11 protein-coding genes are annotated in these 12,828 nt (G+C 47.9%); 4 read left to right on the plus strand and 7 right to left on the minus strand.

Annotation, left to right across the window (positions count from 1 at the left end; genetic code table 11):
* Nucleotides 1–224: 224 nt before the first annotated feature.
* The 4 genes from bfr (J5I83_RS04265) to J5I83_RS04280 all read right to left on the minus strand — a co-directional run bounded on the left by bfr (J5I83_RS04265) (nt 225) and on the right by J5I83_RS04280 (nt 4,132).
* Nucleotides 225–692, minus strand: coding sequence for a bacterioferritin (gene bfr, locus J5I83_RS04265; RefSeq protein ID WP_304053540.1), 468 nt, complete (start codon nt 690–692; stop codon nt 225–227).
* A 17-nt stretch (nt 693–709) separates the two neighbouring features.
* Complete coding sequence (gene bfr, locus J5I83_RS04270) at nt 710–1,174, minus strand: bacterioferritin (RefSeq protein ID WP_304053541.1); 465 nt, start codon at nt 1,172–1,174, stop codon at nt 710–712.
* A gap of 703 nt (nt 1,175–1,877) precedes the next feature.
* On the minus strand, nt 1,878–2,222 hold the full coding sequence (locus J5I83_RS04275; protein ID WP_304053543.1) for a cupin domain-containing protein: 345 nt from the start codon (nt 2,220–2,222) through the stop codon (nt 1,878–1,880).
* A gap of 113 nt (nt 2,223–2,335) precedes the next feature.
* Nucleotides 2,336–4,132: a protein kinase gene (locus J5I83_RS04280; protein ID WP_304053544.1), complete on the minus strand. Its 1,797-nt coding sequence runs from the start codon at nt 4,130–4,132 to the stop codon at nt 2,336–2,338.
* A gap of 389 nt (nt 4,133–4,521) precedes the next feature.
* On the opposite strand from J5I83_RS04280, the gene J5I83_RS04285 reads away from it, so the two are divergent.
* Nucleotides 4,522–7,233, plus strand: coding sequence for a UvrD-helicase domain-containing protein (locus J5I83_RS04285; protein ID WP_304053546.1), 2,712 nt, complete (start codon nt 4,522–4,524; stop codon nt 7,231–7,233).
* Nucleotides 7,234–7,377: 144 nt separating this feature from the next.
* Here the strand turns inward: J5I83_RS04285 and J5I83_RS04290 are convergent, their stop codons facing one another.
* Nucleotides 7,378–8,406 carry a fatty acid desaturase gene (locus J5I83_RS04290; protein ID WP_304053548.1) on the minus strand — a complete coding sequence of 343 codons (1,029 nt, stop codon included), beginning with the start codon at nt 8,404–8,406 and terminating at the stop codon, nt 7,378–7,380.
* A 128-nt stretch (nt 8,407–8,534) separates the two neighbouring features.
* On the opposite strand from J5I83_RS04290, the gene J5I83_RS04295 reads away from it, so the two are divergent.
* On the plus strand, nt 8,535–8,957 hold the full coding sequence (locus J5I83_RS04295; protein WP_304053549.1) for a MarR family transcriptional regulator: 423 nt from the start codon (nt 8,535–8,537) through the stop codon (nt 8,955–8,957).
* A 74-nt stretch (nt 8,958–9,031) separates the two neighbouring features.
* Here the strand turns inward: J5I83_RS04295 and J5I83_RS04300 are convergent, their stop codons facing one another.
* Both J5I83_RS04300 and J5I83_RS04305 read right to left on the minus strand, forming a co-directional pair.
* Nucleotides 9,032–10,003 (minus strand): glutathione S-transferase family protein, encoded by a 972-nt coding sequence (locus J5I83_RS04300; RefSeq protein WP_304053550.1) that lies wholly within the window; start codon nt 10,001–10,003, stop codon nt 9,032–9,034.
* A 429-nt stretch (nt 10,004–10,432) separates the two neighbouring features.
* Nucleotides 10,433–12,001 carry a cytochrome C gene (locus J5I83_RS04305; protein WP_304053551.1) on the minus strand — a complete coding sequence of 523 codons (1,569 nt, stop codon included), beginning with the start codon at nt 11,999–12,001 and terminating at the stop codon, nt 10,433–10,435.
* Between the two features lie 272 nt (nt 12,002–12,273).
* On the opposite strand from J5I83_RS04305, the gene J5I83_RS04310 reads away from it, so the two are divergent.
* Complete coding sequence (locus tag J5I83_RS04310) at nt 12,274–12,504, plus strand: type II toxin-antitoxin system Phd/YefM family antitoxin (RefSeq protein WP_304053552.1); 231 nt, start codon at nt 12,274–12,276, stop codon at nt 12,502–12,504.
* Nucleotides 12,505–12,506: 2 nt separating this feature from the next.
* Entirely contained in the window at nt 12,507–12,770 is a 264-nt protein-coding gene (locus tag J5I83_RS04315; RefSeq protein ID WP_304053576.1) for a Txe/YoeB family addiction module toxin, read from the plus strand.
* Nucleotides 12,771–12,828 lie beyond the last annotated feature (58 nt).

Below are 12,828 nucleotides of genomic sequence, written 5' to 3' on the forward strand. Positions count from 1 at the left end.
CAAGGCAAAACTCACTAGGAGAAAAGCCTATGGTTTCAAAACACTAAAATGTCTGGAAATCGCCCTATATCATACACTTGGTGAATTGCCGGTGCCTGAGTTCAACCACAGATTTTGCTGAAGAGCCACCATTAGCAAGTGATCACTAACCGGCTTGCAAGCGATTTTGTTTTGCCTATCAGCGCTGCTAGCTGTCTCACAGGCTTTGGATCGCCGCTCAGCTGTTACATCTGTGACTGCAGATAATTTTCCAATCCAACTTTTTTAATGAGCCCCAACTGTTGTTCCAGCCAATGCGCGTGGTCTTCCTCTGTGTCTTCCAACATGGTTTCAAGGATTTCCCGCGTCTGGTAATCCTGCTCCTGCTCACAAACGGCAATGGCGTTACGCAATGCAGTAATCACGGAACGTTCCAATTCCAGGTCATTTTCCAGCATTTCCGGCACGTCTTTACCGATTCTAAGTGGACTGCGATTACCCACTGCTGGCACGCCTTCCAGAAACAGAATTCGCTTGATCAGAAGATCGGCGTGCTGTTTTTCATCATCCATTTCATGGTCAATGCGTTCATAAAGCTTATTGAAACCCCAATCATCATACATACGTGAATGTGTAAAGTACTGATCCATTGAGGTCAACTCCCCGGCAAGGAGTTGGTTCAGGATATCGATGATTTTTACGTTACCTTTCATAAGATATTTTCCTTAAATTATATTTTGGACTGCAGATAATTCTGAATACCCACTTTTTCAGCCAGCACTAACTGGGTTTCCAACCAATCGAGATGATCTTCGGTATGTTCCAGTATTTCCTCAAGCAGCTCACGGCTGACATAATCAAGCACAGATTCGCAATGATCGACCGCTTCTATCAGTTGCGCTCGAATAGCGGTCATCAACTCCAGATCTCCCTGAAGCATTTCTAGCGGATCCACCCCAATCAGCAATTTTCCGAGATCCTGCAGATTAGGAAGGCCTTCCAGAAAAAGAATTCTTTCGATGAGACTGTCTGCTTGTTTCATCGCCTTGATAGAGGCTTTATAGGTGTGTTCATTCAATCCATCCAACCCCCAGTTTTTGTACATTCTGGCATGGAGAAAAAACTGGTTGGTCGCGGTGAGCTCGTTTTTCAATACCTTGTTCAGAAGGTTTACTGTTTGATTGTCGCCTTTCAACTTGATACCTCCATTTGGTTAATATTGCACCTTACTGTAAACACAACGCGAATGTTTAATTCATGTTGCGCACATTATAAAGCTTGCAAAGCACAAATGCAACACTAAATCATTGATTTATAAATGAAAATTATTCTTGATATTATTTTTGCTTGTGTTCGTGACACAATTAAATCCGCAGAGGTTAAATTTAGCGAGAAGTTTAAATTGTTTAACGTGAAAGATACGTGTGGGCAGACAAACGCAGCTCTAACCAAGCCAGGTCATGTTGTGGGGGAATAGCATAATCAAGCGTCGCAGGAGCAATAAAACTGAGCCTGATCAGCGCTTTGATGCAGCGCAGAGCATTGCGCTAAACAAAGGCGCTTCATAATCAGTGGCGGAATCTCAGTAATGTTCGCATCGCTGAATCATTTCGCTATAGGTAGGCAAAATTTTGTCACAGATGGCGATGATCGCCTGGACCGTGGCTCGGGCAGGCTGTCCGTGTAGATCACCGACCACCATGCCAGCACAAATCGAATGCAACCCTCAGTCAGTACCTTATGCAGATGATTTTTCTCCGAAACTAACCGGCCGATCAGCTTTTACCACTGACGGGCAATCAGGCGCAACTCGCACAGCTTCGCAGGCGGTGGCGATACTCGCAACAGGTCAGCGCGTGCCTATGTCGCCAGCAAGCTGGCACATTGACCTGAACACATTATTCAGACTTTTCACCGCCTTCTGGTCCCCAGAAAACAACCCAGGTAGCAAAATCAGGAGAAAAATTCTCAAACCGATGTTCGACATGCGCCGGGACAAAAAATACCATCCCTGCCTCGAATGAATGGCGCTCACCCGCCACGACAAACTCGCCGTGTCCAGAATGAATAAAATAAAGCTCATCCTGATCATGTGGCGTTTGCGTATCTGTGCCACGAGGCGCATATACCTCAACAGACATCGAACCATGCGCAAACGCCAGCGCGAATGGCTCGCCCATCGGCCACTCCTCAGTAGCTTTACCGGGAATTCGTTTCAAAAGATCAGAGACAGTTGCTTTCATGGGTTAGCTATAAAATCAGTTATAAACGAATGACAAAAATGAGATAGCTAGTGATTTCATAGCCACCCCTCATAGCCATCTGATCAACTCTAGAACCGGAATTAAGCATTCGATCAATTTTTTTTTGCGGCAGACAGCTCTACTCGAATACTAGCCAGTTTGGGATCATCCGGTAAAACAGACTCAGCCCTTTGCAGGTAAAGTCTGGCTTCATCGAGTCTGCCATCGATCCTTGCTTTGGCGATAAACTGAACATAGCGGTCAACTATTTTCTGCAAGCCAGTGAGCGCTTCTGCATTGTCTGGATCGATAGCAAGCACCTTCTGATAGTGTTGATAGGCATTGTCTTTTTGTGGTGTGGTGTAACGCACCGCTTTCATGGCTTTTTCAGCAGCAGTCAAATGTGCCTTGACTGCTTTTTCATCAATGGATTTTTCTGGCAACTGCTGGCTCTCGGGCTGAGGGGTTAATGGCTCAATCACTGCTTGCTGCTGCTCTTCGACAGGTTCCGGCTCAGCAGCAGGTTTATCCTTAAGCCCGGACCTGCTCATCGCTACGCTTGCTGAAGAAAGCATGCTTTCCGGTTTCGGCTCTTTTGGCTGGTTGTCGTGTTGATGATCGTCTGTAGTTGCCTGCAATGGCATTTCTCCACTTGCCTGCTGTGGTTGTTTTTCAGCGCCGCTAAGTTCTCCGCTGGCTGGCTGTGATATCTTGCCTGGATCAGATTCTTGACTTGGTTGGGCAAAGGCCAAGGCGGCAGTTTGCTCCTCTGGCGTCTCGTGCGCAGCAACGGCTTGATCAGCGTCATGCTCAGATGGAAACTGCGCGATTACGGTAGCAGATTGATCATCCAATGATTCTGGATTTTTTTCACCATACCATACGCCAACAGCAACCAAGGCAATGATCCCAGCCACGACACCGGCCCCTATGGAAGATTTGTCTACCGAACCATGCTTGGCATCAGCCGTGGCTTTTTGTTGAGAAGTCATAGCCTTGCCTGGCTCTTCGGCATACTCTGGTTTGAGCAACGCCAGGATCTCCGCTGCAGACTGCGGTCGATCGTTATAGTCAGGCCGCAGCATCCACTTGACCGCTTGCTGTAATTCCGCACTATAGGCAGTGCCCGCAGAACCGGAAAGCGTCGCCATCGGATCGGGCTCGCCGTTACTTAACGCCATGATACGGCTCTGCGCGTCAACTGGCTGTTGCCGCGTCATACAATAATACATCGTCGCGCCCAGCGCATAAAAATCGGTGGCAGGGCCAACTTTATCAGTCTCTTTATATTGCTCTGCCGGTGCATAACCCGCAGCTAATTCGCCTGCGAGCTGAGAGGTGCGCGCAGCGATCGCCAAGCGGGCAGCAGCAAAATGGGTCAGTATTGGCTCGCCATTCCTGCTCAGGAGAATCGTTGCCGGCTGGATGCCGCCATGCACTATTTTGCATTCATGGACTTTTTCCAGCGCACGCAGGATCGATACCAGAATGAACTTTAATTCTGCTTCAGCCATTGATGAGGAAGACGACTGTATCAACCTGGAGAGCGGTACCCCTTCCTGGTGTATCATAATCAAATAAGCCGTTCCGTTGAGCTGCAGGATATTCTCAACAGCTACAACATTAGGGTGCTTGATTTGCGCGAGCGCCTCAGCCTGATCCAAAAATGCCTTTAACCCATATTCAAAATTTTCTTTATCTTCTGGGGACTTAGGTTCGACATTAAGACCACCGTTTGCACGAATGGCAAGATCATGGGGAAAATACTCTTGTATTTCCACCCGCTCCTTCAGGTGGTGATTCCAGGCACGATAGGTGATATCGAACGTGCTGATCTTTAAGGTATCCTTAATTTCATAGACACCAATTTGGGAATCTTTGGGAAGAATCTGATCTCGTCTGTCTGTCATGATATTTATTACCCCTTTCTGTGATTTCGTTTAATGGGTTGCTGGAAAATTACTGCGGCAGGCTATCTGCGCGGTATTGCGCGGTGCGCGTATCCTCGCCTATCTACTTTAAACAAACTTTCATTACTTACCTTCTGGATGATTTCAAATAGTAGAACTTTTTTGCTAAATTAGCACGCTATTAATGCATACTCATCCATACGCAAGTCTTGAACAATCTTGCCTCTTTTTTTAAATTCAAAAAATTGCCCTTCAATGTTAATTAAAGCGGAGCTCATTCTGATCGATCAGCGGTATGCTTTGACCAGGCATCCGGCTTTGCGTATATTTCATTTTACGATACGTCTCACGTCTTTTAAGCACTGCAACCGCGCGATCCATAGCATTCTATGAAAGTCCTTGTCTACAATGAGCTTAACCCCAAAACTATTCCAGGTTTCGCCAAATTACAACAATACCTGGAAGATGATAACTTCAAATCGGCTGATGTTAAAAAGATCGGCGACAATTTGTACCGGGCCAAGCTGAATCAGCGCGATCGCTTGCTGTTCTCGGTTTATCGTTATCGGGAAGAAAGCTATGCGCTGATTCTGGAATTCATCAAAAACCATGCTTACCAGGATTCGCGTTTTCTACGCCAGGTCACAAGTATTGATGAAGATAAAATTCCGCTCATACTCAAACCTGATGAAGCTAGCGGAAAACAGCTGGTTTATCTGAATCCCAACCATACATCGTTTAATCTGCTGGACAAAATCATCTCGTTTGATGAGCGCCAACAGTCGATTTATGATGTGCAGCCGCCGCTGATTGTGATCGGTTCCGCTGGCAGCGGCAAGACAGCGCTGACGCTGGAAAAAATGAAACAGGCGGTAGGCGATGTATTGTATGTGACGCAGTCAGCCTATCTGGTCAAGAATTCGCGCGATTTGTATTATGCGCACCATTACGATAATCCCGATCAGCAGATTGATTTTTTATCGTTCCAGGAGTTTCTGGAAAGTATTCGTGTGCCGGAAGGCAAACCTGTCACCTTTCAGGCCTTTCAGCAGTGGTTTAGCCGCTATCGTCAAGGCCCGTTGAAAGATGCGCATAAATTGTTCGAGGAATTCCGTGGCGTCATCACTGGGCCTGCCACCGATAAAAGCTGGCTAAGTCGTGCAGATTATCTGAATCTGGGTGTCAAAGAATCGATCTTTCTGGCTGAAGAACGCGAGCTGGTATATGACGTGTTTGAAAAATACCTCGCTTTTCTGCAGAAAGAACAGCTTTATGACAGCAATATCGTCAGCCATCAGTATCTGCAATATCTCCAGCCACGCTACGATTTTGTCGTGGTCGATGAAGTGCAGGATTTAACCAATATTCAGCTCTACTTGATCATCAAATCGCTCCGGCAGGCGCAGGACTTCATCCTGTGCGGTGACTCCAACCAGATTGTTCATCCCAATTTCTTCTCCTGGTCGAAGGTAAAAAGCCTGTTTTACCGACAGGATGATATCCAGACCTCCGACGAATTGATCCGGATCCTGAATACTAACTACCGCAATTCACCGCAAGTTACTGATATCGCCAACAAGATTCTTAAAATCAAAAACCAGCGCTTTGGCTCCATCGATAAGGAAAGCCACTATCTGGTGGAAAGCAACGGTCACAACCAGGGTGAAGTGCTGTTTTTGCAGGATACGGCCTCGGTGCGCCAGGAACTGGACAGCAAAACCAGAGCTTCTACGTTATTCGCAGTGATCGTCATGACAGTCGAGCAGAAGCCGGTTGCACAACAGCATTTCAGTACCCCGTTGGTATTTACCATCCAGGAAGCCAAGGGGCTGGAATATGAAAACATCATCCTCTATAACTTCCTGAGTCAGGAAGAAAGCCGCTACCGTGAAATCAGCAAGGGCGTCAGCCCGGCTGATCTGGATCAGGATATTAAATATGCCCGCGCCAAGGATAAAACCGACAAATCACTGGAAATCTACAAGTATTATATCAATGCCTTGTACGTGGCGCTGACCAGGGCGGTTAAAAACCTGTACTGGATTGAAAGCAACCCAAAGCAGCCGTTGCTGGATTTACTGGGTTTACGTAACGCCCAGGAAAGCCTGCAGCTTGCCAGCCAGCAATCCAGTCTCGATGCCTGGCGTCTGGAAGCACATAAACTCGAACTGCAGGGCAAGCAGGAACAGGCCGAGCGCATACGCAATGAAATTCTCCAGCAAAAAACACCGGACTGGCAGGTTATCACCGGAGCAATGCTGGTCAATCTAAAACAGAAAGCCTTTGACCATGCCGACAAAAACGCCAGGATGCTGTTGCTCGAGTACGGCTTGGTCTATGAAGACCGAGACATTATAGATGGCTTGCAGAAAATCGGATTCAAAGCCGCGCAACATCCTGAAAAAAGCTTGCAGATGCTGCAACAAAAGCACTACAGCGCCTACATCTTTAAAAAACCCGACGCTGTGCTCAAACATGTCGATCTATATGGTCCGGATTTTCGCAATATTTTTAATCAAACGCCGCTAATGGTCGCTGCCTGGATGGGCAATACCGAAGTAATCAAGGTACTGGTTGAACTGGGCGCCGATACGGAAAAAATAGACAGCAATGGCCTAACCGCGTTTCAAATCGCGCTGGCGCAAACGGCTCGCAGCGAAAGCTACGCCAAAAAGAAATTAGCCGATATCTACGAGCAGCTCGAACCCACCAGCATGAGCATTCAGGTCGACGGCCATTTGATCAAACTCGACCAGCACACGATGGAGTTCTTCATGCTCAATCTGATGATCGCCCTGTCTTGTCGCGTAATGTCAAAAAAAACGTTTTACCGGCCTGCCGGTTTCTCCAGCCAGGATTTTATTGATGCAGTACAACACATTCCCTACAGCATTTTGCCTGAACGGCGCAAGCAACGGGCTTATCTGTCCAGTATTCTGGCGAAGAACGAAATCAACAAAGACGACCGCTACAACCGCAAATTGTTTTACCGCGTCATGCGTGGGACTTATGTTTTCAATCCTGACTTGGCGCTCAAAGTGGAAGGAGAATGGATCAATATTTATGATTTATTGGCTATAGAAAAACCAGTACTGCAATAACTAGAATCTATCGCGCCTTATCTTCAAACCCGCCTGAGGCGAGACAAAAAATGAAGTACATTGCACCGGTATTTTTAATTCGGCGCAATAATGATTGCGCCCTACGCTTGTTTTAGAAGATTGATATCATTCCCCCTTTTTCGATTACAACGGGGTTAAGAAAGATATGCCATTCGCACCCACTGCGGAGCCGTTTTGGAGACGTTGTGCAAACTGGCTCCCTTGCGTCTCGTTCTCGTCGCCGAACACCCGCGCCACTCTCCCCTTATGGAAGCTCGACAGTTGCTTACCAAACGGAATGACGAAATCTCCCTGGTCACCATACAGCTCTCTATGCAGCTTTGGCAGCTCATGCCAGGGAGTTGTAGGCTTTGCGTGATGGGCGTTGTGGTAGCCAAAGTTAAGCGTAAGAAGATTTAACCACGGATGGCTGACTGAAATCAGGTTGCTGAATGTATGAGATTCCTCATAATCCCGATCGCCCCTGTACTTAACCAGGTCGAAGTGATGATCGGTTGCCAGCATCAGGCCATAATTATGCTGAAGCGCATCCATGAAGCGCAAAATCGTCAAGAAAATGGTATAAGCGATGACATAGCATATGTAGGCCATTGGCGAATAGAGGAACACTGCGAGAAGCAAGCTGAACCTGATCATGATTATCACGGTGACTCGCAACCGCTGGTTCTTTTTGTCCTTAAAAAGAAACGGCGCAAGCATGAGTGCTCCATGCATGAGAAATTCTACGACGGGTATATACAACCACTCCAATGCCTGCAAAATTTTGCGTTGAATTGGAGCGCGCGCGAGATAACCTCTGTAGTCGAGCGTTATGACATCGGCGTTATTCACGTGGTGCTGCATGTGATTAGCGCGCAAATCCTCGTAAGTTCCGTAGCAGCCACCGGTAAGCCAGTTTAACGCCTTTCCCAGCATGGCATTATGACGCGGCGATTTGAACAGGGTATTGTGCCCACAATCGTGGATCATATAAGCGGCAATCACCATCCCGTGAGCCATCGCGAGCGTGCCAATAATCATAAAGACCGGGTTCAGGGATAGAATAAGTGCTGCTCCACCAAAATAAGCCAATTGACAATAAAGCAGAACCGAAATGGTTGGACGCAAGCTGCCCTTGTAACGAAGCCAGATTTTCTCTATTTTATGAATCATGGTCGACAGCCTCCTTTTTAGCTAATTCTTGAATTACAGAAACACCCAGAAGGAAGCAATTATGCATGTAAATTTACATGCAATCAAGCGATAGAATAATACCGAACTAACAGGAGTGGATTCCGAAAATGCAAACAAAAATCAAAATCCCAGCCAAACCCAAGAAATACCCAAACACCAGGCGTCGTCAGTTCATTCAGCTAATTAACTGTACGGATCACTATTGGATGGAAATTCTGGGAGATGAACTCTTCCACGACTTGAACTACTATGATCTCTTCACACAAATGTGGCTGAGGCACAATGATACTTTTTACAAATCCGAGCTGCATCGGCTCATGCCACACATTAGTCAGCGCACCGCTGTCAAATATATTCAGATTGCCATCGATCACGGCTTCCTCGTCGAGCATCCAGACCCGGAAGATCTGCGTTCAAAGCGGATCACGATGTCTGCCGATCTCAAGCGAAAAATCGAGCTTTTCCTGGATTACTCCATTTCAGTGTTCGAGACATTTTCTTTGCCGGATTCTCAGCCCCCTCATTCATAACATTCTTGATTCTGGACCTGTCCCCTACTTTGTATGTGGACGGGTGAAGATGACTCTCAAATTTCAGGATATCGTCATGTAAACAGTTGCTCGCGGTTGTGTGGCCGGCTGTAGTCGATCTCCGGCCCTTTGGGAATGATGCGGGTCGGGTTGATGCTCGGGTGACTGTAGTAGTAATGGGTTTTGATATGCCCGAAATTGACGGTCTCGGCGACACCTGGATGCTGATAGAGGTCGCGCAGGTAGTTGGATAGGTGCGGATAGTCCTCGATGCGCCGTTTGTTGGCCTTGAAGTGGCTGTAATAGACTGCGTCGAAACGCAGCAGAGTGGTAAACAGACGCCAGTCGGCTTCGGTCAGTTGATCGCCGATCAGGAAACGGTGTTTGCCCAGAATGGCTTCAGTCTCGTCCAATGTCTTGAAAAGATTGTCGTAACCGTTTTCATAAGCCTGCTGGGTGGTAGCGAAGCCGGCCTTGTAGACACCATTGTTGATGCCGTGATAGACCACTTCATTGACAGCATCGATCCTGCCGCGCAGAGCCTCGGGATAGAAATCCCGATCGTTGCGTGTGATGTCGTTGAATGCGCTGTTGAACATGCGAATGATGTCGGCCGATTCGTTGCTGACGATGGTGTCGCGCTGCTTGTCCCATAACACCGGCACCGTGACCCGGCCCGTATAATCAGGTTTGACGCGTGTATACAGCTGGTGCAGAAAACGCAACGCCGGGAAGGGATTATCCTGGGAAACCTCGCTGAAGACCCAGCCATGCGCCAGCATTTTGGGGTCAACCACGGTTATGCCGATATGTGCCTGCAAGCTTTTCAGATTCCGGAAAATCAGGGTGCGATGTGCCCATGGGCAGGCCAGCGATACAAACAGGTGGTAGCGGCCGGATTCTGCCGTGAAGCCGTCCTCACCGGTCGGCCCGGCGCGCCCATCCTTAGTGATCCAGTGGCGGTATTGGGCATCTTCGCGGATGAACTCGCCATCCCGGGTTTTGTACCACTGATCATGCCACTGTCCATCGATCAAGATTCCCATGTATTGTGTCCTCCGTAGTTGATTAAAGGGCGTTCTGGCGTTTGCGGTCGAGTGAATGTTTGCCTGCGCCTTGCAACAGTAGTACCAGGCTGGCGGCCAGCAATGTCAGCGCATACCATGCCACCAATTAACGGGCGAGAGGTTGATCGGGCAAAACGGGTAGTGCACACAACCTCAGGGTATCAGGAAAGTACGTGTCATGGTCAAACCTACATTTGAGCCGTCAATCCAGTGGTATGATGAGGAAATGCCTGTAGCAGTTTTGCGTCCATCGTATATAAGGTTTGCCTAGCTTCATAGCAAGGGTTACAAACTCGCAGTCATAGGCTGAGCAGTTACTGTCACGCACGAGTGCCAGGACGCTATGATAATCAACTTCAAACTAGCAGTGCTGCTGTAACTGTTTAGTTGATTAGTCAGTCAGCCACATCAACGCGTCTTTAAAAACTCTGTCAACGCATGTTTTTCTTCATCAGAAAGCTCAGTCCCGAAGTAGTGACCCTGATTTTCAATGAAATCCGGGCAGAGATTAGCGCCGCTATTGGGGTCAATACTGGCAAACCCGGCAATAGGAGTCCCGACTGGAAGTGTCATGACACCGGATGAAGTCGGCAATTGCACAACGGCGTTGGTACGCTGGATTGAGCCCGGCTCATCACGAACGTCGGGATTCAGCAGCAGATGCATTGCATCTTCATAGACTGCGATTCGACCGGCAATCGACGGATCGCTGTTGTTGTGTCCCAGTCTGTTATTGTGAAAAAATGGAGCGGTTGCCCAGATACCAACCAATGGCATGTTACGATAGAAACCAGGCCCGCCAGTAGGCCGTTCCTTGTATTGATCTGATGAAAAGGCAGCCCATATGTGCCCAGCCATCCAGTTCGTAGTGCGGGCGCGACAACTGTTCGTGCCGATTTCCGAGAAAGGGTGAATCAAATCGTTAGAGAGAACATTGCGTTTTACTGAGCGATCCCCGTCTGAGTGACACGATTCACATGCGCGGGAAAATACCTTCCTCCCCTTTCCAACGACTTTCCAGTCGATCAAGCTTGAACCTCCAGGAGCCTTCACCAGCCGCGGAGAACGAGGCGTATCGAGAAAAGCGCAGAGCTTTCCTACTGACTCCTCTGCCTGCAAAAGATCGGGACATACACTCCTACACTGGCCGAGATCAATGGGTGTCTGACTCCCGCCCGGTCCGTTGGCCAGATGCCCGATCATGCATTCCGCGGCGCACATGCCAATATTAAAATAGACACGAAGCGCCGCCTGTTCGCAGCCAATATCGTCCTCTCCTCCCTGTCCATTGCGATGGACACGAGCAGGTTCGCCATTAATAGTCACATCGAAGTACGGTCGGTCCGGAACTGCCCAAATTGGAGTAATCATCCCCGGATTGTTGATGTAATCGTTCTCCAGTAAGGTGGTATCTACAGTGCCAGGCGCCCAACTGGAGAAGATTTGGTAGCGGGGATCGTGAGATGAAAGGTGGCCATTGAAAATCTTGCCGATTTGTACATATTGATTTCCCACTGTTGGATGAATGTTTTCTGCTTTCGGATGATTCGGGTTTGAAGGGGGATTAACGGGATCAAAGCCAGCGTGACAAGCAGCACAGGTAACCCCAATAAGCGGCGCTCCTCCCGAAGGATTGGGAAATTTACGGACCCCAATAACACCTGTGGACTCGGGATCGTCACATCGGTCATAGTAGTTAGTCGATGCGTCACCCGGCATGCACTCCGGATCATTGATGACCCCATACTCATCGAAACGGGTGTCACGCGGCCATGTCAGCATTTGATCAAAAGCGAGCCGAAGATTGAAAGGAGGATTAGGCAAAATAAGGCTGAAAAACCGTTCGCCGCCAAAGGTGCTCTTGAACCAGATATCGCGCCCCTCCGCCACGTCCTTGTTATTTCCTGCAAAACAAGTACCCGCTGAAACAAATAGAACTGCGAAATATATCGCAACAGCAGACAGTATCTTTTTCATGGCTGTCCTCCTTGAAAATAAGGCTCGCGTTGGAAGGTATACAGGAAAAATAAGCGGTTCCTTTCTATACTCAAGGGACTTTAGCGAAATTCAGATTTATTGTCAAAACTCATTGGCTGTTGATTAAAAACTTATTGACTATAGACTGGCAAGCGCAGCGATCTCAAGACCGGCAGGACAAGCAACCGGAATAGCTCTTTTCTTAATTTGCTTTGTTATTTATTTCAGCCATACCTGTACAACTTATTGTACAAGTTAAACAAATATCAGTGATGAAAGTTGTAACCTATTCCTATGCGCGTAACGCACTAAAATCCATATTAGACGATGTTGTTCGTGATGCAGAAGGCGATGCAGTGGTCATGTCACTGGATAGCTACAATAGCATTATGGAAACCTTGCATCTGACCAGTCATCCTGCCAATGCAGCCGCGTTGGCACGGGCAATTGCACAAGACAAAGCCGGGCAGGCACAAGAACATTCACTCCACCCCATTGATTGACAGTGCTCGCCACTCGATTTGTTCCCGATGCATGGGAAGCTTATTTGTATTGGCAAAAGCAGGACAAAAAGACGCTCAAGCGGATAAATCTGCTGATCAATGCGGCCGTAAGTGACCCATTTACCGGAATCGGCAAACCCGAGCCGCTACGGGGCGAATTGTCAGGCTACTGGTCCAGACGTATTGATGAGACAAATCGATTGGTATATCGAGCAACTGATACCGAACTGGTCATTATTGCTTGTCATTTTCACTATGACGATTAAGGGTAATAGCGGACGGACGGCAATAGAAAAATCGTGCCCCCTGCTTACTATTTAATTC

The sequence above is a fragment of the Nitrosomonas communis genome (assembly GCF_024102715.1).
GTDB lineage: Bacteria > Pseudomonadota > Gammaproteobacteria > Burkholderiales > Nitrosomonadaceae > Nitrosomonas > Nitrosomonas communis_B.

What these genes read in the sequence shown, in the direction of transcription:
- bfr (WP_304053540.1), bottom strand. Translation starts at nt 692, where the DNA reads ATGAAAGGTAACGTAAAAATCATCGATATCCTGAACCAACTCCTTGCC.
- J5I83_RS04275 (WP_304053543.1), bottom strand. Translation starts at nt 2,222, where the DNA reads ATGAAAGCAACTGTCTCTGATCTTTTGAAACGAATTCCCGGTAAAGCT.
- J5I83_RS04280 (WP_304053544.1), bottom strand. Translation starts at nt 4,132, where the DNA reads ATGACAGACAGACGAGATCAGATTCTTCCCAAAGATTCCCAAATTGGT.
- J5I83_RS04285 (WP_304053546.1), top strand. Translation starts at nt 4,522, where the DNA reads ATGAAAGTCCTTGTCTACAATGAGCTTAACCCCAAAACTATTCCAGGT.
- J5I83_RS04290 (WP_304053548.1), bottom strand. Translation starts at nt 8,406, where the DNA reads ATGATTCATAAAATAGAGAAAATCTGGCTTCGTTACAAGGGCAGCTTG.
- J5I83_RS04295 (WP_304053549.1), top strand. Translation starts at nt 8,535, where the DNA reads ATGCAAACAAAAATCAAAATCCCAGCCAAACCCAAGAAATACCCAAAC.
- J5I83_RS04300 (WP_304053550.1), bottom strand. Translation starts at nt 10,003, where the DNA reads ATGGGAATCTTGATCGATGGACAGTGGCATGATCAGTGGTACAAAACC.
- J5I83_RS04305 (WP_304053551.1), bottom strand. Translation starts at nt 12,001, where the DNA reads ATGAAAAAGATACTGTCTGCTGTTGCGATATATTTCGCAGTTCTATTT.
- J5I83_RS04310 (WP_304053552.1), top strand. Translation starts at nt 12,274, where the DNA reads ATGAAAGTTGTAACCTATTCCTATGCGCGTAACGCACTAAAATCCATA.